This window comes from Pseudomonas marginalis, from assembly GCF_900105325.1.
Lineage (GTDB): Bacteria > Pseudomonadota > Gammaproteobacteria > Pseudomonadales > Pseudomonadaceae > Aquipseudomonas > Aquipseudomonas marginalis.
Map to the genome: position 1 here is coordinate 2,697,993 of NZ_FNSU01000003.1, position 18,956 is coordinate 2,716,948.

An 18,956-nucleotide genomic window follows, 5' to 3' on the forward strand; every position below is an offset into this window, starting at 1 on the left:
GCAAATCAAGATGCCCTACCGGCCACGCCCCTAGACTCGGCTCACTAGCCTATCCGGGGAATGCCCGCATGCTCGACGCCATTCGTTGGGACTCACATCTGATTCACCGCTACGACCTGGCGGGACCGCGCTACACGTCCTACCCCACCGCCGTACAATTCGACAGCCAGGTCGGCACCTTCGACCTGCTCCACGCCCTGCGCGAAAGCCGCAAGGCCACGCGACCGTTGTCGCTGTATGTGCATGTGCCGTTCTGCGCGAACATTTGCTACTACTGCGCGTGCAACAAGGTGATCACCAAGGACCGCGGCCGCGCCCAGGCCTACCTGCAACGCCTGGAGCAGGAGATTCAGTTGGTGGCCTGCCACCTCGACCCGAAACAGTCGGTTGAACAACTGCACTTCGGCGGCGGCACCCCGACCTTTCTCAGCCACGACGAACTGCGCCAGGTCATGGGCAGCCTGCGCCAGCACTTCAATCTGCTCGACGACGACTCCGGCGACTACAGCATCGAGATCGACCCGCGCGAAGCCGACTGGGCGACCATGGGCCTGCTGCGTGAACTGGGCTTCAACCGTGTGAGCATCGGCCTGCAAGACCTCGACCCGGACGTGCAGCGCGCGGTCAACCGCCTGCAAAGCCTGGAAGAAACCCGCGCGGTGATCGACGCCGCGCGCACCCTGCAGTTTCGCTCGATCAATATCGACCTGATCTACGGCCTGCCCAAGCAGACGCCGATCAACTTCGCGCGCACCGTGGAGGAAGTGATCAAGCTGCAGCCGGACCGCCTGTCGGTGTTCAACTACGCGCATCTGCCGGAACGCTTCATGCCCCAACGACGGATCAACAGCGAGGAACTGCCGTCGCCGGAATCCAAGCTGCTGATGCTGCAGACCACCATCGAGCAATTGACCCAGGCCGGCTACCGCTATATCGGCATGGACCACTTCGCCCTGCCGGACGACGAACTCGCCATTGCCCAGGAAGAAGGCACGCTGCAACGTAACTTCCAGGGCTACACCACCCACGGCCATTGCGACCTGATCGGCCTCGGCGTGTCAGCCATCAGCCAGATCGGCGACCTGTACTGCCAGAACAGCAGTGACCTGAACGGCTATCAGAACGCCCTGGCCAACGCCCAACTGGCCACCAGCCGTGGTTTGATCTGCACCACCGACGACCGCTTACGTCGGGAAGTGATCCAGCAGTTGATCTGCACGTTCAGCCTGGCCTTCGAGCAGATCGAACAGGCGTTCAACATCGATTTTCGCGGGTATTTCGACGAGGTCTGGCCGCAACTTGAGGCGATGGCGCAAGACGCCCTGATCGAACTGGATGCCCAAGGCATTCGCGTGCTGCCCGCCGGACGGCTGCTGGTGCGTTCGGTCTGCATGGTGTTCGATGCGTACCTGGAGCACCAGAACCGGCAGCGGTTTTCGCGGGTGATCTAGTTACATCGACAACGACGCGGCTTTGAGCGCGTCATCGGCGCTCATGGTCTTCATCGCTTTGGCCAGAGAGGTCTGGGCCGTCATCAAACCTGCCTGCAACGAACTGATCGCGCCTTGCACATTGGCGGTCTTGGCCCGGGCCTGCTCCGGGGTCAAGCTTTTGTCTGCCGCGATCGCCTGAAGCTCAGCCATTTTCTCGGCGATCTGCTGTTTCAGCTTGCGGATCATTTTCAGCACCTGCTTGACGTTATCGTCCAGGCCGCTGTCGTCGATATCGGCATTCGCGCTTTTGGGCGCCCCGGCCGCCTTGAACGCTGCGGCGGAAATAGTCACCGTCACCCCTTCAATCACCTTGGTTTCAGGCGCCGGCGCGGTCACGGGCAGCTTTTCCTCGGCCTCGGCAGCGGGCTTCAAGTCCTGCACGCTGGGTACACGGATGGCAGGGTTGTAAGCCGCGATAACAGACATGATCCGAGCTCCGAAGGGTAGATGTGCAACTGTATCGGCATCGGTACAAAAAGCTTTATACCGTTGCCTGTTTTTTGTACAGGCTGGCTTCACTGCCCACCAGTGCGGTACCCTTACGTATTATGTGTGTTTTCCCACAAGGATTTAAGAAATGTCCGAGCCAGTCAAACTGCGCGCTCACAGCCAGGCTCACTGCAAGGATTGCAGCCTGGCTCCCCTCTGCCTGCCACTTTCGCTGAATCTGGAAGACATGGAAGCGTTGGACGAAATCGTTAAACGCGGTCGCCCGCTGAAGAAAGGCGAGTTTCTGTTTCGCCAGGGTGACAAGTTCGATTCCGTCTATGCAGTACGTTCGGGCGCGCTGAAGACCTTCAGCCTGAGCGACAGCGGCGAAGAGCAGATCACCGGTTTCCACCTGCCCAGCGAGCTGGTCGGGTTATCGGGCATGGACACCGAGATTCACCCGGTGTCGGCCCAGGCCCTGGAAACCACGTCGGTGTGCGAAATCCCCTTCGAGCGCCTGGACGAACTGGCCCTGCAATTGCCACAACTGCGCCGTCAGTTGATGCGCGTGATGAGCCGCGAGATTCGTGACGACCAGCAGATGATGCTGCTGTTGTCGAAGAAAACCGCCGACGAGCGCATCGCCACCTTCCTGGTCAACCTGTCGGCGCGGTTCCGTGCCCGTGGTTTCTCGGCCAACCAGTTCCGCCTGAGCATGTCGCGCAACGAAATCGGCAATTACCTGGGCCTGGCAGTGGAAACCGTATCCCGTGTGTTTACCCGCTTCCAGCAGAGCGAACTGCTGGCCGCCGAAGGCAAGGAAGTGCACATCCTCGACCCGATCCAGCTGTGCGCACTCGCCGGTGGTTCCTTGGAAGGCTGATGCAGACGCTTGCGGCCGCGCCAATCGGTGAGGCCGCAGGTATACTTCGAGTCCGTTTTCCGCCCAGGACTCTTCGACGATGACTTTCGATTCGTTCGACATCAAATCCCTGATCCGCCCCGTCATCGACTTCCCCAAGCCTGGGGTGATCTTTCGTGACATCACACCGCTGTTCCAATCGCCCAAGGCCCTGCGCCTGGTGGCAGACACCTTTGCCCATCGCTATGTCGAGGCCGATTTCAGCCATATCGGCGCGATGGATGCGCGCGGCTTCCTGATCGGCTCGATCATCGCCTACCAACTGAACAAGCCGCTGATCCTGTTCCGCAAGCAGGGCAAGCTGCCGGCTGACGTGCTGTCCGAGGGTTACCAGACCGAATACGGCGAGGCCTTCCTCGAAGTGCATGCCGACAGCCTGTGCGAAGGTGATTCGGTGCTGATGTTCGATGACCTGATCGCCACGGGCGGTACCTTGATCGCGGCGGCCAACCTGGTGCGACGCATGGGGGCGAAGATCTTTGAAGCGGCGGCGATCATTGACCTGCCGGAACTCGGCGGCTCGCAACGCCTGGAAGACATGGGCATCCCGACGTTTTGCCTGACCCGCTTTGCCCTCACCGAGCGGTAACGGTTGCGCGGACTGACGCTATCAGGGGCAAGTGGATTCGCCGCACTGCCCCTCCCACATTTGATCCTGCGCTGATCGTTAGAGCGCGATCGGTTTACGACCGGCGAACGAATGCGCCAACGTGCCGCCGTCCACCAACTCCAACTCGCCCCCCAGCGGCACGCCATGGGCGATTCGCGAAGTGACCAGGCCTTTGTTGCTCAGCAGTTGGGCGATGTAATGCGCGGTGGCTTCACCTTCCACGGTCGGGTTGGTAGCCAGGATCACCTCGGTAAAGGTGCCCTGCTCCTCGATACGCGCCACCAACTGCGGAATGCCGATGGCCTCCGGCCCCAGCCCATCGAGCGGCGAGAGGTGGCCCTTGAGCACGAAGTAGCGCCCGCGATAACCAGTCTGCTCCACCGCGTACACATCCATCGGCCCTTCCACCACGCACAGCAGCGTGTCGTCGCGGCGCGGGTCGGCGCATTGCGGGCAGAGTTCTTCTTCGGTGAGGGTCCGACACTGGCGGCAGTGACCCACCCCGATCATGGCCTGGCTCAAGGCCTGGGCCAGCCGGGTACCGCCGCTGCGATCACGCTCCAGCAGTTGCAGCGCCATGCGTTGGGCGGTTTTCTGGCCGACACCCGGCAACGTGCGCAGGGCGTCGATCAGTTGGCGAATCAGGGGGCTGAAGCTCATGGGCGAGTGGTCCGACAAAACAACGAGACGCGGTTTATACCCGCGCCTCGGATTAGCGTCAAATGCTCAATCCTGCGCGACCCGTACCACCAACTTGCCGAAGTTGCGCCCTTCCAGCAAACCGATAAAGGCTTCGGGCGCCTGCTCCAGGCCCTCGACCACGTCTTCGCGGAACTTGATCTTGCCGTCGCGTACCCACGGCGCCATGGCGCTGAGGAACTCCGGCTGGCGGTCACCGTAGTCGTCAAACACGATAAAGCCCTGGATCCGTACACGCTTGGTCAACAACGTGCGTTGCAGCGCCGGCAAGCGGTCAGGCCCGCTGGGCGCTTCATGGGCGTTATAGCCGGCGATCAGCCCGCACAGGGGGATGCGCGCCTTGGGGTTGAGCAACGGCAGCACGGCGTCGAACACCTTGCCACCGACGTTTTCGAAATAAATGTCCACGCCCTTGAAGCAGGCCTGGGCCAAGTCGTCGGCAAACGTTGCGCTTTTGTGGTCGATGCAGGCATCAAAACCCAATTCGTCCACCACGTAGCGGCACTTCTCGGCACCGCCCGCAATCCCGACCACACGCAGGCCCTTGAGCTTGGCCACCTGGCCGACCACCGAACCCACCGCGCCGGAGGCAGCCGCCACCACCAGGGTTTCTCCGGCTTTCGGCTGGCCGATGTCCATCAGGCCCATGTAGGCGGTCATGCCCGGCATGCCCAGTACCCCCAGGGCCATGGACGGGCTGGCCAGGCCATTGGGCACCGGGATCAGGTTGCGGCCGTCGGAAATGCTGTGGCTCTGCCAACCGGTGGCGCCGACGACCAGATCACCCACCTCGAATTTCGGATTACGCGATTGCTCGACACGGCTGACAGCCCCGCCGGTCATCACCTCGTCGATTTCCACCGGCGCGGCGTAGGACGGTGCGTCGCTCATGCGCCCGCGCATATAAGGGTCGAGGGAGAGGTAGAGCGTCTTCAGCAGGACCTGGCCGTCTGCCAATTCCGGCAAGGTCACCCGTTCCAGGCGGAAGTTTTCCGGCGTGGGTGCGCCTTGAGGGCGTGAGACCAGGACAATGCGCTGGTTCAAAGTCGGTTCGTGAGGCATGAAGGGCTCCTTGATCGAATCTATCGGTATAGGGTGCAGACCATGGGTGCCGCGCCAGGGTTCGATTGGATTGGCACAAACAAAAATGCCAGGCACGAGGCCTGGCATTGGAGTCTAGCTAAAGCCTGGCGATCAGAACGGCAGCTTCATGCCCGGTGGCAGTTGCATGCCGGCGGTCACGCCGGACATTTTGTCCTGGCTGTTGGCTTCGATCTTGCGCACGGCGTCGTTGACGGCCGCGGCGAACAGCGCCTCCAGCATTTCCAGGTCATCTTCGCCCACGCCTGGCAATACGCTTGGGTCGATGCTCACGCGCTTGATGTCGTGACGACCGGTCATCACCACACTGACCATATCGCCACCGGCTTTACCGGTGACTTCGGCGTTGGCCAGCTCTTCCTGCATCTTGGCCATCTTTTCCTGCATCTGCTGCGCCTGCTTCATCAGGCCGGCCATGCCACCTTTCATCATGGGAATCACCTCAAAAGTACGTGGATCAATGAATAGCCCGGTGTCAGGACGCCTGGGGCACCGGGGCTTCGACAGGTTCAATTGTATCTTGGCGAACGACCGCCCCGAACTGCTGCATCATTTGCTGGATGAGCGGATCGCCGTGGATCGAGTCCTCAGCCTCCCGCTGGCGGTTGATACGCCGGCGGGTGGCAGCCTGGGCCGGGGTTTCCTGCTCGGGCTTGATCAACTCGATAGCGATGGTCAGCGTGCGCCCATGGTACTGGTTCAGGGCGTCGTTGAGGCGCCGCTGCTGGGTCGCGTTGAACAGCGCACTGTGGGCCGGGTCCAGGTGCAACAGCCAGTGGTCGCCATCGATGGCGATCAGGGTGCAGTTGGCGGCGATGCTGCCGGTCATGCCGGAAATCGGCAGTTTCGGGAACAGCTCCAGCCATTGCAGGGCCAGGCCGGTGGCTGGTGCCGCAGCGGGCTCCACCTCGGGTTCCGGGGCAGGCTCGGCGGTGTGCTCGCTGGCCAGGTCGTCCAGGTAGCTGTAGGCCGAATCCATGTCCGGCTCGATGTAGTCTTCGTCCAGCGGCGGTTCGTCGTCGAGGTCGATGCCCGGGGTTGCGGCTTCGACCTGGGCCACAGTCGGCTCGGGAACCGGGGCCGTCACCCACTCGGGGGCGGCCGGTACCACGCTGTCCGGCGTCGGCGCAGGCATCGGCGTCAGCTCAGGCTGCTCACCGACGGTTTCCAGGACGGGCTCGACATAGGGCTGCTGTTCAACCTCGACCTCAGCGTCTACCGGGTCATTCCAGGGCAGGTCGACGACAGGCTCGGGCTCGACAACCGGTTCCGGCTCAACCACCGCTGCCGCCACCACCGCTGCCGGCTCAGGCGCCGGTGCAACAGGGGCAGCAACCACTGGCGCGACCACCGCCGCGCCAGCCACTGGTTTGGCGGAATCAACTGTGGCCTGGCTGATCCCCACTGGCTTTAGCGGCTGTCTCGGTGCGTCCGCCGAATCCGCCGGCCGGAAGGCCAGCATCCGCAGCAGGACCATCTCGAAGCCTCCGCGTGGGTCGGGCGCCAAAGGCAAGTCGCGACGACCGATCAGGCCCATCTGGTAGTAGAACTGCACGTCTTCGGCCGGCAACGCCTGGGCCAGGGCCAACACGCGGTCACGGTCGCCATGGCCGTTGTCGACACCTTCCGGCAACGCCTGGGCGATGGCGACGCGGTGCAGCACATTGAGGATTTCCGAGAGCACGCCGTTCCAGTCCGGGCCTTGCTCCGACAGGTGGCGCACGGCTTCGAGCAACGCCTTGGCATCGCCCTCGATCAGCGCATGCAGCACGTCGAACACCTGGCCGTGGTCCAGGGTGCCGAGCATGGCGCGCACATCGGCAGCCATGACCTTGCCTTCACCAAAGGCAATGGCCTGGTCGGTGAGGCTCATGGCATCGCGCATCGAGCCATCGGCGGCGCGGCCCAGCAGCCACAGTGCGTCGTCTTCGAACGGTACGTTCTCGACGCCCAGCACGTGGGTCAAATGCTCCACCACGCGCTCGGGGGTCATGTTCTTCAGGGAGAACTGCAGGCACCGCGACAAGATCGTTGCAGGCAGTTTCTGCGGGTCGGTGGTGGCCAGGATGAATTTGACGTAGGGCGGCGGCTCTTCCAGGGTTTTCAACAAGGCGTTGAAGGAATGGCTGGAAAGCATGTGCACTTCGTCGATCAGGTAGACCTTGAAGCGGCCACGGCTGGGCGCGTACTGCACATTGTCGAGCAGCTCGCGGGTGTCTTCGACCTTGGTGCGGCTCGCGGCGTCGATCTCGATCAGGTCGACGAAACGCCCTTCGTCGATCTCGCGGCACACCGAGCAGGTGCCGCAGGGCGTCGAGGTGATACCGGTTTCACAGTTCAGGCATTTGGCGATGATGCGCGCAATGGTGGTCTTGCCCACTCCCCGGGTACCGGTGAACAGGTAGGCGTGGTGCAGCCGCTGGCTGTCCAAGGCATTGATCAGAGCCTTGAGCACATGGGTCTGGCCGACCATTTCGCGGAACGAGCGCGGACGCCATTTACGTGCAAGAACCTGATAACTCATCGAAAACCGTCGCAACTGGGAAGCGGAAGCGGGTAATGCTAGCGGAGCAAGGGGGAAATTGCATCCGGCACGCTCGCCTAATCTGACTAAGCTCTGCTGACTGGCCCCGAAAAGGCCTGAACCCGGAGAGTGTATGCGCGTAGTCCTGGGCGCTTTATGGATGATGACCACGGCTTGCCTGGCGGCGCCTGCACCGCTGCGTTTCTCGGTTTCCGACAGTTGGGCGATGCCCATGGTGCAGGTCGAGAACGGCCGGCCTACACAGGGGATTTTGTATGATTTGATGCTGAGCCTGGCCACCCAGGTCGGCCAGCCGGCGGAATTCCACGTGCTGGCCCGCGCCCGTATCGCCACAGCCATGGGCCACGGGGATATTGATGTGCGCTGTTATGTCACCCACGCGTGGGTCGACAACCTGTCCGGCGACTACATCTGGAGCTTGCCTTTAATGGTGCAGCGCAATGTGCTGGTCAGTGTGCGCAACCAGCCGGTGCAGGTGCTCAAGCTGACACCCCAGCCGATCGGCACGGTGCTCAACTATCGCTATGGCGCCCTCGACCCACTGTTTGCCAGCGGCCAACTCACCCGCGACGACGCCCGCAGCGAAGAACAGGTGCTGCACAAGCTGGTGGCGGGGCGATTCAACTACGCGGTGAGCAATGAATGGATCGTCGACCGTTTCAACCAGAAAATGCCGATCAGCCAGCGCTTGCACAAAGTTGCGCTGATTGAGGAGCAAAACCTCGGCTGCATCGTGCGCAACGATCCCGACGTACCGGCCCAAAAGATCCTGCGCACCTTGCTGCGGATGAAAATGTCCGGCGAAATCGACGACATCATCAAGCTATACACTGGCGAAGACCCGGTCCCCCTGCACGCTCCTGACAAAAACTGACAGGCACTCCTTATAGACTCGGCGCCACACCACGCCTGTTCTCAAGGAGCCCACATGAACACCCTCGCCCATTACTTCCTGCTGTACGTCGACAGCCCGGCCACCAGTGCCAATTTCTATAGCCGCCTGCTGGACAAGCCACCGGTGGAATTGAACCCGACCTTTGCCCTGTTCATTCTCGACAACGGCGTAAAGCTCGGACTGTGGTCGCGCCATACCGTCGAGCCGGCAGCCCAGCTCACAGGCGGTGGCGGTGAAGTCGGCTTCTCGCTGTCCGACACGGCCGCCGTGGACGCGCTGCACGACCAGTGGGTCGAACGCGGCGCCCTCATTGTCCAATCACCGACGGCCCTGGATTTCGGCTACACCTTTGTCGCCCAGGACCTCGACGGCCACCGCTTGCGCGCGTTTTGCCTGAACGACTGACCGACAGCGCCCCTCCAGGCTGATGGCCGCCACACTGGCCAGCACGATCACAGCGCCCAGCATCACCTGCACGGCAATGTGTTCGCCCAGCAACGTCGCGGCCATCACCATTGCCACCGGCGGGATCAGGTACATCGCCACCGACGCGCGGCTGACCTCCACATGCTTCAACACATACCCCCAGGCCAGATACGCCAAGGCGCTGGGGAAAATGCCGAGCACCAGCACCGCCACATTCTCCGCCAACGGCGCCTGCACCACTGCAGCCGGCAGGCCCGGCAGGTTCACACACAGCATCAGGGTGCCCGCCCACACCATGTAGCACGCCATGGTCAGCGGACTGTAGCGGTGGGCATAGTGCTTCTGCAGGGCGAAGTACACGCTCCACGACACCGCCGCCAGCAGGATCAACAAGCCACGCGGGTCGATCTCACCCAGCCCCTGATCCCCCCAGATCACCACCAGCACGCCGAGCAGCCCCAGCAAGACGCAGCCCCAGCGCCAGGCACTGACTCGCTCCTTCAGGCACAAAAACGCGATCAGCACACTGAACAGCGGCGCTGACTGCGCCAGTACGCTGGACGCCGCTGCTGTTACCCATTGCTGTCCGTAATTGATCGCAGTGTGGTGCAGGAACACGCCGAAGAACCCCAGCACCAGCAGCCACGGAAAATCCCGCAGGCGCGGCCGGCCGATGCCCATCACCAGTGCCACACCGCCCATGAACACCGACGCAATCAAAAACCTTAACAACGCCAGCTGGCCGGGGCTGTAGCTGTGCAGCCCGATGTGCACGCCAATCGGCGAATAGGCCCAACACAGGATGACGCTGGCGATGACTAGCGTAAGCTTTACAGGTGAAGGGGTATTCATCGACGGCGTCCAGAAACCGGGAAGGAGTGCCGTCAGTCTTGGCCCGGGCAAGGCGCACGACAATTAACCGTTTCTGACTTCTGCAATCACTGGAACTGAGCAATGGAACTGGCCCAACTGAAAATGGTGCGAGCCGTGGCACAAACCGGCAGCGTGGCCCAGGCGGCCGTGCTGCTGCATTGCGTGCCGTCCAACATCACCACGCGCATCAAGCAGCTGGAAGGCGAGTTGGGCACACCGCTATTCATCCGGGCCGGGCGTGGACTGGCCATCAGTGCCGCCGGTGAGATTTTCCTGGATTACTGCGAGCGCATCCTGGCGCTGGTGGATGAGTCCAAACGCGCCGTGGACGCCAATGCCATTCCCCGTGGCACCTTGCGTATCGGCGCGGTGGAGTCCAGCGCCAGCGGGCGTTTGCCGCCCCTGCTGGCGGAGTATCACCGGCGCTACCCCGATGTCAGCCTGGAACTGGTGACCGGCGCCTGGGGCCCGTTGCTCGACGACCTGCAACACCACCGCCTGGATGTGGCGCTGGTGGCCGCCGGCAACAAACGCACCAAGCTCGAACACAGCTTGGTCTACAGCGAGCGCCTGGTGCTGATCGCCAGCGCGTCCAGCGCCCCCATCAGTGGCGCCGAGGACCTCGCCGGCCGCACCCTGCTGGTATGGCCACCCGGTTGCCCGTATCGCGCCGCCCTGGAAAACTGGGTCAAGCCCCATGACTTCAAGCCGACCATCGCCAGTTATGCCAGCTGGGGCACGATCATCGGCTGCGTCAGCGCGGGGATTGGCGTAGCGTTGGCGCCAGAGGGCATCCTGGCCCGCTATGAGCAGGCCAACCAGCTGGCGTCCTATCGATTTGAAGAGCTGGCGGCCGTGGATAACCTGTTGTTCTGGCACAAGGACACCGAGCGGCATCTGGCCAGGGATGCGTTTGCCGAGCTGTTGCGGGAGACTTTTGGCTAACTCGCAACATGTTGTTTCGGTTATCCTCCAGCGAAATTAATTCAAAATGTAAGGGACTACCATGAATTACTTCCGCCTGTTGTTGGCGGCGGCTGCTCTGAGCCTGCCTGTCGCACCTGCCGTTGCTGCTGCCTCGCCTGCCCCCGTTGAACCCAGTGCCCCCGCCGAAACAGCCGAGCACTTTCTGGCGTCACTCAACCAAAAGACCGGCACGGTCACCCTGCCCAGCGGCATCGCCACCCTCAAGCTCACCGACGAGTTCTACTACCTCGACCCCGCCGATACCGAGCGCTTGCTGACCGATGGCTGGGGCAACCCGCCGGGCTTCAAGACCCTGGGCATGATCGTGCCCAAAGCCGTCAGCCCGCTGTCGGAACGCGGCTGGGGCGTGATCGTCAGCTACAAGGCCGACGGGCACATCTCCGACGAAGATGCCGCGAAAATCGACTACGCCGACCTGCTCAAGCAAATGCAGGAAGAAGACGAAGCCGAGAACAAGGAACGCCAGAAACAAGGCTACGCCGGCCTGCACCTGCTGGGCTGGGCCGAGCCGCCGCGCTACGACGACACCACCCACAAGATGTACTGGGCCCGCGAACTGAAGGCCGACGACGCCGACCAGAACACCCTCAACTACAGCATCCGCGTGCTCGGCCGTGAAGGCGTACTCGAACTCAACGCCGTCGCCGCCATGGCCGACCTGCCCACCATCCAGCAGGAATTGCCCAAGGTGCTGGCCTTTACCAACTTCACCGACGGCAACCTCTATACCGACTTCAACCCGAAAACCGACAAGCTTGCCACTTACGGCCTCGCCGCGTTGGTTGCCGGTGGGATCGCCGCCAAGGCCGGGCTATTTGCCAAGATCGGTATCTTCCTGCTGGCTGCGAAGAAGTTCCTGGTGATCGGCGTAGTGGCGCTGCTCGCAGTGATTCGCAAGCTGTTCAACCGCAACAAGGCCTGAACCCCAGGCACAAAAACGCCGCAGCGTGCCCGGCACACTGCGGCGATTGGGATGACTCAGTTGGGCGCGACCAGTCGACTGTATTGATCCTGGCTGATCCAGCCGCTGAACGAACGGTCGTCGGCATTGATGAACTCGACCTGGGCCCAGCCGTCCTTGAAGGCCAGCACACCGACCACATCGCGCTTGACGATATACGGACGTTTGGCGGCCTTGGCGCCTGGGGTTTTCAGCAGGTAAGCCTTGTCGGCGGAAACCGTCACCAGGCCGATCCATTTTTTGCTGGCGGTCTGGGTCAGGTCCAGGCCGGTGGCAATCTCCGGCATCAGTACATTCAGGCAACCGGGGTGCTGGCGGCCCTCTTCCACCGTCAGGGTCACGCCATCGGACGAAGGCGCCAGGCTGCCGGGATGAGCCGCATCGAGCCAAGTGGTGAGCGCCTCAGGCTTGCCTTGCAGATAAAACGCGCAACTGCGGGTGACGCCCTCGCCCATGGCTTCCGAATAGAACCCTTCGACCTGATGCTCCGGCGTCACCGCCAGCATCAGCCCTTCGTACTTGCCCGAATGCAACGCGGCCGGACCGGCCAAGGCAGGGCCCACGGCGCACAACGACAACACACCTATCGCTAGAAAACGGATCATCCTATTTTTTCCCTTCAAGTTTTTCGTAGGCTTTTTGCATAAGGACGTCGTAGTTGCCGTAGTCCTCGCCGTTATAGTTACGTGCCATGCCGGTAAAATCCTTGGCTTTCATGGCCTTCATCAATGCCGGGCTCTTGCTGCAAAAACCGAGGAAGGCTTTTAGTTGGTTGCCGGCATTTACCTTTAATGCTGCGGCGAACTCAAACACCGTCTTGTAACCGCACGACGCATAGTTGAAGCCCATGATCTGGAACATGCCCCACGACGCCGACATGAGTGCCGCTTCCTGATCCAGGGCAAACGCGGTGGCCATGGTTTCCCAAGCCTTGATCTGGTCCTTGTTATTGGCCTGCCACTGCGGCCCGGCCTTTTTCTTGTAGGGGTAGGACAGCAGCGGGTGCGCCTGGTCGTAGATGTGCTTGGTGTACTTGCGAAACAAGTGCCCTTCAAACGCGATCACCGGCAACTTGGCCGGCCCGAACCCGGAACGCCCACCTGATTCCACGGTGGCGAAGGCCTTGATGATATTCACCGAAATACCGCTGCCCAACTGCGTGGCGGCATTCTGAAAGTCCGTTTCGCTGAGGGTCATACCCCCGTCGCACGTGGCCTGGAGCATCAACTGCCGGTTACGTCGCTCGGCCTCGATCATCGCGCGCATGCGGTCCAGGTACACATTGACCGTGGCCTGCACCGCATCGCCCTGATTGTTGCCGAATGCATTGAGAAAACTCGGGATGCGCATCGTCGGGAAGGCCTTCACCGGTACCTTCACCGCTTCTTCGATCAGGCTATTGAACGTGCGACCGGTGGGGTCGACCACGCCATCGGGATGGGCATACTTGAGGTGGCGAAACTGGTATTGGCTGATGCACTGTACCAACTGGCCATCGCACTTGCCGTTTTCGGCCAGCGGGAAACCCATCTTGGGAATGATCAGATTGAATAAATACTGGATGCACTGCACATCGGCGGGCAAGTTGCGGGCTTTACCCGGCGCACCTACCGAGGCACTGATAAGACGGGGTAACCCTTGCAGGCTTTTCATCACAGACATCCTTGTTAGTTAAAGAAGTGATAGCACTTCAATATCAAGTCGGCGCCCTCGTCATACTCTGTAACAAGTGGCCGGCGGAAACTAACAAGGCGGTTTGGGGTTGTCCAGAGGGGTGTTGGAAAGTTGTGAAACAACCATCATCGACCGCGCAATAAAACATCGGCAGTTGACTGAAAACAGGTCATTTGAATTTGAATCGAAGGAGGACTGCAAGGAAGAGCGTTATGGAGGCAACCCCACCAGCCACACCCCGGCACACAATGTTCCCGCTGTGGCTGCTGCCTTCCGGCTCTGACCAGGTTCACGGGTAATCGTTGCGGGGGGACCGATGGGGTCACCATAACGACGCTGGCCTCTCGGCAAGCGGGGCCATTGTACCGATCTCATCGGAAGTTACAACCGTTGGCGACGGATTAAAAATATGAAGGGGTTCAAGCACTTGCCACGGCCGTCAGCATCCCCTCCCACAGGGGTTCATCATTGTGCCTGCAACACCTCGTCCGCCCGGCCACCCTCTTCCTGGATCACCAGGTGGATGAAGTGCAGCTTGGCAATCACCGCCGGTGGCAGCACGAACGGGTAGAAGTCCGGCTGGCCCATGGCGCGGGACAGCTCATTGAGCATGCCGGCCAGTTCGATCCAGGCGTTGACGAAGGACAGGAATGCCACGCCGCCGGGATGTTCGGGGTCATAGAGGGTGGTGAGGGGGAATGGCTGGTAATCCAGGTCCATCTCACGGGCGCTCATGCCAAAGCCCAGGGCGGTGTCGACAGCGTCCATCATGTGCAGGTAGTGGGCCCAGGTTTCGGCCCAGTCTTCCCAGGGGTGCATGGTGGCGTAGGCACTGACGCAGGTCTGCTGCCAGTCGGGGCGTGGGCCGTTCTGGTAGTGCTGATCGAGCGCGTCGGCATAACTGGCGCGTTCGTCGCCGAACAGGCTGCGAAAAGGCTCCAGCCAGTGGCTGTTGGCGATCAGGCGATCCCAGTAATAGTGGCCGACCTCATGGCGAAAATGGCCCAGCAAGGTGCGGTAGGGTTCGCGCATCTGCACGCGGATTTTTTCGCGGTGGGCGTCGTCGGCTTCCTTGATGTCGAGGGTGATCAGGCCGTTGGCATGCCCGGTCATGGGCGCGTTGCCTTCCAGGTCGATGCCGACGAAGTCGAAAGCCAGGCCGCTGTCCTCGTCGACGCTCTTGGGCACCACTTGCAGGCCCAGGCTGATCAACTGTGCCACCAGCCGACGCTTGGCGGTCTCCACCTTGCGCCAGCGCTCGGGGTTCTCCGGGATCGACAGGTCGGGGATGGTGCGGTTGAGGCTGCACGCCACACACAACGGTGCGGTGCTGTGGGCGGGAATCAGCCAGTTGCAGGCCGCCGCGGTGTCGAGATTGGCACAGCGGCGGAAGGCGCCGGCATCGAGGTTGTCGTCCTGTAGCCAAGTGCCCTCCACAGGCCCCGGCTGCAGGGAGGACAAGCGGCTTTGCTGCGGCTGATAACCCAGCAGCGCCTGGCAAGCCAGGCATTGGCTGTTGCGAAAGAACAGCGCTTGCCCGCACCGGCACTGCCACACCTTGCTGTTACGCGAGGTTTCGGCCATGAACGGTGCGGCGATGCGCGAGCTGAGTTGCTCGAAGTAGCGGAACATGGCGATCTCTCCCTGGGTGACTGAGACTAGATCATTTGGGACTCAGGATCGTTCCACTTTCTTCAAGGGCGGCTTCGCAGCCCGGCGCGGGCGGTGCGACGATTCGACAAGCCCGCTCACCACAGGCGCCGCGTCAGACCGAAATGTTGTGTTTGGCAAGGAAGGCGACAAAGGCCTCTTCGTCCAGCACCTTCAACCCCAGTTCGCTGGCCTTGGCCAACTTGGAGCCGGCACCCGGCCCGGCCACCACGCAATGGGTCTTGGCCGACACGGAGCCGGCCACCTTGGCGCCGAGGCTTTCGAGCTTGTCCTTGGCCACGTCGCGGCTCATCAACTCCAGGGAGCCGGTGAGCACCCAGGTATGCCCTGCCTCGGGCAGGCCTTCGACCACCTTCTTCTCGCTCTGCCAATGCATGCCGAAGTCCTTGAGCTGCTGCTCAATCGCCACGGCGCGGCTGGCGTTGTCCGGGTTATCAAAGAAGTCGCGCACAGCCTTGGCCTGCTTCTCCGGCAGCGCCTGGCGCATGTCGAGCCAGTCCGCCTTGATCACACCTTCCAGGCTGCCGAACTTGTCCGCAAGTTTCTGCGCGGCGCCGGGGCCGACGGAGGGTACGTGCAGCTTGTCGAGGAAGCCGCCCAAGGTGGTACTGGCGGCGAACTCGGCGCTCAGCTCACCCTGATCCTGCAATTGCAGGCCGCATTCATCAGGCGACAGCAACGCGCCGATCACTTCCTGGTTGTGGCTGTCTTCGAAGAAGCTGTGGATCTCATGGGCCACTTCCAGGCCCACATCCGGCAGGTACGTCAACACTTCCGGCAAGGCCTTCTGCACACGCTCAAGGGACGCCAGGGAGCGCGCCAGCACCTTGGCCGTCTCTTCGCCCACGTCGGGAATGCCCAGGGCGTAGATAAAGCGCGCCAGGGTCGGGGTCTTGCTGTTTTCGATGGCAGTGATCAGTTTCTTGCTGGAGATATCGGCAAAGCCTTCCAGGTCGATGATCTGCTCGTACTTGAGTTTGTAGAGGTCGGCCGGCGAACCGATGAGTTTTTCATCCACCAGTTGCTCGATGGTTTTGTCACCGAGCCCGTCGATGTCCATGGCCCGGCGCGAGACGAAATGGATAATCGCCTGCTTGAGCTGGGCACCACAGGCCAGGCGCCCGACGCAGCGGTACACCGCGCCTTCGCTGACGGTTTCCTTGCCCTTGCTGCGCTTGACCAGTTGCGTGCGCTCCACATGGGAACCGCACACCGGGCAGCTTTCGGGAATCTGCACCGCACGGGCGTGTTCCGGGCGGCGCTCGGTGACCACGGAGACAACCTGCGGGATCACATCCCCGGCACGGCGGATAATCACGGTATCGCCGATCATCAAGCCCAGGCGCGCGACTTCATCCATGTTGTGCAGGGTGGCGTTGGACACGGTGACGCCCGCGACCTTGACCGGTTTCAAGCGCGCCACCGGCGTCACGGCGCCGGTGCGGCCGACCTGGAACTCCACGTCGAGCAACTCGGTGAGTTCTTCCATGGCCGGGAATTTGTGCGCGATGGCCCAGCGCGGTTCGCGGGCGCGAAAGCCCAGTTCACGCTGGGAGGCGATGCTGTTGACCTTGAACACCACGCCGTCGATTTCATAGGGCAGGCTGTTACGTCGCTCGCCGATATCGCGGTAATAGTCCAAGCACTCCTGGATGCCCTTGGCCAGTTTCAGCTCATGGCTGATGGGCATGCCCCACTTCTGCAGTTGCTTCAAGTTACCGATATGGGTGTCGCTGATATCCCCGGTCACCTGGCCGATGCCGTAGCAGCAGAACTCCAGCGGACGACTGGCGGTGATCTTCGAATCCAGCTGACGCAAGCTGCCCGCCGCCGCATTACGCGGGTTGGCGAAGGTCTTGCCGCCGAGTTCCAGTTGCGAGGCGTTGAGCCGCTCGAAACCGGCCTTGGACATGAACACTTCGCCGCGCACTTCCAGGGTCGCCGGCCAGCCGCTGCCATGCAGTTTCAAGGGGATATTGCGCACGGTACGCACGTTGACGCTGATGTCCTCGCCAGTGGTGCCGTCACCTCGGGTGGCGCCGCGTACCAACTCGCCATCCTGATAAAGCAGGCTGACCGCGAGGCCATCCAGCTTCGGCTCGCAACTGTATTCCACCGCTGTGCCACCGCTAAACAGGTCGCCCACCGGCAGGTCAAGACCCTCGGTGACCCGGCGATCGAACTCGAGCATGGTGGTTTCATCAAACGCGTTGCCCAGGCTGAGCATCGGGATCTCATGGCGTACCTGGGTAAAGGCTGACAACGCCGCACTGCCGACCCGCTGCGTCGGCGAATCCCGCGTCACCAGGTCCGGATGCTCGGCCTCCAGGGCCTTGAGCTCGTGGAACAGCCGGTCGTACTCGGCGTCCGGAATGCTCGGCTCATCGAGCACGTGGTAACGGTAGTTGTGCTGATCCAGTTCAGCGCGCAGTTCGAGGATGCGGGTGTGGGCGGCGGTCATGGGTGTTCTCTCATAAAGCAAAAGAGCAGCCGAAGCTGCTCAAATGTTGGTGCGCTTATTCTAATGACAACGCTGGAAACCAATCCTCAGCGTTTCTGTGTCAGGGCGCGACGCTCGAACTCGACGATGCGCTGACGGTAGTGTTCGATGGTCTGGGCGGTCAGGACGCTGCGTTGGTCATCCTTGAGCTCGCCGTTGAGTTCCTGGGACAGCTTGCGGGCAGCGGCCACCATCACGTCGAACGCTTGCTTCGGGTGACGCGGGCCCGGGAGACCGAGGAAGAAGCTCACCGCAGGGGTGCTGAACAGGTCGATGTCGTCCAGGTCGAAAGTGCCTGGCTTGACCGCGTTGGCCATGGAGAACAGCACTTCGCCGTTGCCGGCCATGCTTTCGTGGCGGTGGAAAATATCCATCTCGCCAAAGCGCAGGCCGCTTTCGAGGATGTTCTGCAACAGGGCCGGGCCCTTGAAGCCGGCGGCGTCGCGGCAGATCACGCTGATCACCAGCACTTCTTCAGCGGCAGGCTGATCGTTGACCGATTGGCGCGGCGCATTCTTGCCGGCGTTTTCATCCGGGAAATCGTCATCACGGCTGCTGAAGCTCGGGCCTTCATCGACATCGAGGTTCAGGTCACCCTGATGCGGTTCGGCAGCGGCTGCACTGGCGCGTTTGCCACGCTTGGAGGACGGCTCGCGGGCTTCACGCAGCGGCGCACTCATCGACGGCAGGTCATGCTCGTCCAGTTGCGGTTCCTTATGGGTATCCAGCACACGGGGCGGCCCCAGCAGCTCGGCGCTGCCGTCGTCGTCGGGCAAGTTGGACAGGTTGCGGTCCAGACGGAATTTGAGCTTGCCCTTGCCACCGCGCATGCGGCGCCAGCCATCAAAAAGAATACCGGCAATGACAATGATGCCGATGACGATCAGCCACTCGCGCAGACCGATTTCCATGTAATCCCGTGCCTCTAATAAAAAATGCTGAAAAATAAGGGGTTTAGCACCGTGCAAACCGCTTTAAAACGTGGCGCCAACTCTATGTTCTGACTGACGTTTTGCCCACGCATACGAAAAATTGACATTAAACTAGCACGACCAAAGATAACTTTACACCGTCTGTCAAAATGCCTTGAACAAATATGTCCATTTGCCACTTTCACTCGGCCGGTAAATCACCTGACATCGCGCGGAAAACTTTCTCTCATGGCGCAGC

General features: G+C 61.7%; 18 protein-coding genes and 1 other RNA gene. 7 read left to right on the top strand and 12 right to left on the bottom strand.

The window, feature by feature from the left end; translation table 11 throughout:
- Positions 1-68 precede the first annotated feature (68 nt).
- The gene (hemN, locus tag BLW22_RS21645) at positions 69-1,451 is read left to right on the top strand and encodes an oxygen-independent coproporphyrinogen III oxidase (protein ID WP_074847450.1); all 1,383 of its coding nucleotides are present in this window, start codon (positions 69-71) and stop codon (positions 1,449-1,451) included.
- Here hemN and BLW22_RS21650 read toward each other — a convergent pair whose 3' ends face one another.
- Positions 1,452-1,919 carry a hypothetical protein gene (locus BLW22_RS21650; protein WP_083221141.1) on the bottom strand — a complete coding sequence of 156 codons (468 nt, stop codon included), beginning with the start codon at positions 1,917-1,919 and terminating at the stop codon, positions 1,452-1,454. It lies immediately after the preceding gene.
- Positions 1,920-2,070: 151 nt separating this feature from the next.
- On the opposite strand from BLW22_RS21650, the gene fnr reads away from it, so the two are divergent.
- Together fnr and BLW22_RS21660 are read left to right on the top strand one after the other, a co-directional pair.
- A complete protein-coding gene (gene fnr, locus BLW22_RS21655; RefSeq protein WP_065924746.1) occupies positions 2,071-2,805 on the top strand; it encodes a fumarate/nitrate reduction transcriptional regulator Fnr in 735 nt (244 codons plus the stop codon).
- 79 nt (positions 2,806-2,884) lie between these two features.
- Complete coding sequence (locus BLW22_RS21660; RefSeq protein WP_027603721.1) at positions 2,885-3,433, top strand: adenine phosphoribosyltransferase; 549 nt, start codon at positions 2,885-2,887, stop codon at positions 3,431-3,433.
- Between the two features lie 78 nt (positions 3,434-3,511).
- Here the strand turns inward: BLW22_RS21660 and recR are convergent, their stop codons facing one another.
- The 4 genes from recR to dnaX all read right to left on the bottom strand — a co-directional run bounded on the left by recR (position 3,512) and on the right by dnaX (position 7,778).
- Positions 3,512-4,114: a recombination mediator RecR gene (gene recR, locus BLW22_RS21665; protein ID WP_065946878.1), complete on the bottom strand. Its 603-nt coding sequence runs from the start codon at positions 4,112-4,114 to the stop codon at positions 3,512-3,514.
- Positions 4,115-4,180: 66 nt separating this feature from the next.
- Complete coding sequence (locus tag BLW22_RS21670) at positions 4,181-5,215, bottom strand: NADP-dependent oxidoreductase (protein ID WP_065924748.1); 1,035 nt, start codon at positions 5,213-5,215, stop codon at positions 4,181-4,183.
- 132 nt (positions 5,216-5,347) lie between these two features.
- Positions 5,348-5,686 carry a YbaB/EbfC family nucleoid-associated protein gene (locus BLW22_RS21675; RefSeq protein WP_003193199.1) on the bottom strand — a complete coding sequence of 113 codons (339 nt, stop codon included), beginning with the start codon at positions 5,684-5,686 and terminating at the stop codon, positions 5,348-5,350.
- Between the two features lie 43 nt (positions 5,687-5,729).
- Positions 5,730-7,778, bottom strand: a complete 2,049-nt coding sequence (gene dnaX, locus BLW22_RS21680; protein ID WP_065924749.1) for a DNA polymerase III subunit gamma/tau — start codon at positions 7,776-7,778, stop codon at positions 5,730-5,732.
- A 133-nt stretch (positions 7,779-7,911) separates the two neighbouring features.
- Between dnaX and BLW22_RS21685 the strand changes: the two genes are divergently transcribed.
- Together BLW22_RS21685 and BLW22_RS21690 are read left to right on the top strand one after the other, a co-directional pair.
- Positions 7,912-8,673, top strand: a complete 762-nt coding sequence (locus tag BLW22_RS21685; protein ID WP_065924750.1) for a substrate-binding periplasmic protein — start codon at positions 7,912-7,914, stop codon at positions 8,671-8,673.
- 54 nt (positions 8,674-8,727) lie between these two features.
- On the top strand, positions 8,728-9,099 hold the full coding sequence (locus BLW22_RS21690) for a VOC family protein (RefSeq protein ID WP_074847451.1): 372 nt from the start codon (positions 8,728-8,730) through the stop codon (positions 9,097-9,099).
- Here the strand turns inward: BLW22_RS21690 and BLW22_RS21695 are convergent.
- Complete coding sequence (locus BLW22_RS21695; protein ID WP_074847452.1) at positions 9,013-9,972, bottom strand: DMT family transporter; 960 nt, start codon at positions 9,970-9,972, stop codon at positions 9,013-9,015. The genes BLW22_RS21690 and BLW22_RS21695 overlap by 87 nt on opposite strands.
- Before the next feature lie 102 nt (positions 9,973-10,074).
- On the opposite strand from BLW22_RS21695, the gene BLW22_RS21700 reads away from it, so the two are divergent.
- Together BLW22_RS21700 and BLW22_RS21705 are read left to right on the top strand one after the other, a co-directional pair.
- Entirely contained in the window at positions 10,075-10,938 is an 864-nt protein-coding gene (locus tag BLW22_RS21700) for a LysR family transcriptional regulator (RefSeq protein WP_074847453.1), read from the top strand.
- 61 nt (positions 10,939-10,999) lie between these two features.
- Entirely contained in the window at positions 11,000-11,902 is a 903-nt protein-coding gene (locus tag BLW22_RS21705; RefSeq protein WP_074847454.1) for a DUF2167 domain-containing protein, read from the top strand.
- 56 nt (positions 11,903-11,958) lie between these two features.
- Here the strand turns inward: BLW22_RS21705 and BLW22_RS21710 are convergent, their stop codons facing one another.
- The 6 genes from BLW22_RS21710 to zipA all read right to left on the bottom strand — a co-directional run bounded on the left by BLW22_RS21710 (position 11,959) and on the right by zipA (position 18,697).
- Complete coding sequence (locus tag BLW22_RS21710; protein ID WP_074847455.1) at positions 11,959-12,546, bottom strand: hypothetical protein; 588 nt, start codon at positions 12,544-12,546, stop codon at positions 11,959-11,961.
- Between the two features lies 1 nt (position 12,547).
- Positions 12,548-13,594 (bottom strand): N-acetylmuramidase family protein, encoded by a 1,047-nt coding sequence (locus BLW22_RS21715; protein ID WP_065940659.1) that lies wholly within the window; start codon positions 13,592-13,594, stop codon positions 12,548-12,550.
- Between the two features lie 243 nt (positions 13,595-13,837).
- Positions 13,838-13,934, bottom strand: an RNA gene (gene ffs / locus BLW22_RS21720) — signal recognition particle sRNA small type.
- A gap of 146 nt (positions 13,935-14,080) precedes the next feature.
- On the bottom strand, positions 14,081-15,247 hold the full coding sequence (locus BLW22_RS21725; protein ID WP_074847456.1) for a zinc-binding metallopeptidase family protein: 1,167 nt from the start codon (positions 15,245-15,247) through the stop codon (positions 14,081-14,083).
- A gap of 133 nt (positions 15,248-15,380) precedes the next feature.
- The gene (gene ligA / locus BLW22_RS21730) at positions 15,381-17,747 is read right to left on the bottom strand and encodes an NAD-dependent DNA ligase LigA (protein ID WP_074847457.1); all 2,367 of its coding nucleotides are present in this window, start codon (positions 17,745-17,747) and stop codon (positions 15,381-15,383) included.
- Positions 17,748-17,833: 86 nt separating this feature from the next.
- Positions 17,834-18,697, bottom strand: coding sequence for a cell division protein ZipA (gene zipA / locus BLW22_RS21735; RefSeq protein WP_065924759.1), 864 nt, complete (start codon positions 18,695-18,697; stop codon positions 17,834-17,836).
- Positions 18,698-18,956 lie beyond the last annotated feature (259 nt).

Excerpts from the sequence above, each read along its gene's own strand:
- fnr (WP_065924746.1), top strand. The coding sequence starts at position 2,071 with ATGTCCGAGCCAGTCAAACTGCGCGCTCACAGCCAGGCTCACTGCAAG.
- BLW22_RS21705 (WP_074847454.1), top strand. The coding sequence starts at position 11,000 with ATGAATTACTTCCGCCTGTTGTTGGCGGCGGCTGCTCTGAGCCTGCCT.
- zipA (WP_065924759.1), bottom strand. The coding sequence starts at position 18,697 with ATGGAAATCGGTCTGCGCGAGTGGCTGATCGTCATCGGCATCATTGTC.
- BLW22_RS21710 (WP_074847455.1), bottom strand. The coding sequence starts at position 12,546 with ATGATCCGTTTTCTAGCGATAGGTGTGTTGTCGTTGTGCGCCGTGGGC.
- BLW22_RS21700 (WP_074847453.1), top strand. The coding sequence starts at position 10,075 with ATGGAACTGGCCCAACTGAAAATGGTGCGAGCCGTGGCACAAACCGGC.
- BLW22_RS21715 (WP_065940659.1), bottom strand. The coding sequence starts at position 13,594 with ATGAAAAGCCTGCAAGGGTTACCCCGTCTTATCAGTGCCTCGGTAGGT.
- BLW22_RS21690 (WP_074847451.1), top strand. The coding sequence starts at position 8,728 with ATGAACACCCTCGCCCATTACTTCCTGCTGTACGTCGACAGCCCGGCC.
- BLW22_RS21685 (WP_065924750.1), top strand. The coding sequence starts at position 7,912 with ATGCGCGTAGTCCTGGGCGCTTTATGGATGATGACCACGGCTTGCCTG.
- BLW22_RS21650 (WP_083221141.1), bottom strand. The coding sequence starts at position 1,919 with ATGTCTGTTATCGCGGCTTACAACCCTGCCATCCGTGTACCCAGCGTG.
- BLW22_RS21660 (WP_027603721.1), top strand. The coding sequence starts at position 2,885 with ATGACTTTCGATTCGTTCGACATCAAATCCCTGATCCGCCCCGTCATC.
- dnaX (WP_065924749.1), bottom strand. The coding sequence starts at position 7,778 with ATGAGTTATCAGGTTCTTGCACGTAAATGGCGTCCGCGCTCGTTCCGC.
- BLW22_RS21675 (WP_003193199.1), bottom strand. The coding sequence starts at position 5,686 with ATGATGAAAGGTGGCATGGCCGGCCTGATGAAGCAGGCGCAGCAGATG.
- BLW22_RS21725 (WP_074847456.1), bottom strand. The coding sequence starts at position 15,247 with ATGTTCCGCTACTTCGAGCAACTCAGCTCGCGCATCGCCGCACCGTTC.
- hemN (WP_074847450.1), top strand. The coding sequence starts at position 69 with ATGCTCGACGCCATTCGTTGGGACTCACATCTGATTCACCGCTACGAC.
- ligA (WP_074847457.1), bottom strand. The coding sequence starts at position 17,747 with ATGACCGCCGCCCACACCCGCATCCTCGAACTGCGCGCTGAACTGGAT.
- recR (WP_065946878.1), bottom strand. The coding sequence starts at position 4,114 with ATGAGCTTCAGCCCCCTGATTCGCCAACTGATCGACGCCCTGCGCACG.
- BLW22_RS21695 (WP_074847452.1), bottom strand. The coding sequence starts at position 9,972 with ATGAATACCCCTTCACCTGTAAAGCTTACGCTAGTCATCGCCAGCGTC.
- BLW22_RS21670 (WP_065924748.1), bottom strand. The coding sequence starts at position 5,215 with ATGCCTCACGAACCGACTTTGAACCAGCGCATTGTCCTGGTCTCACGC.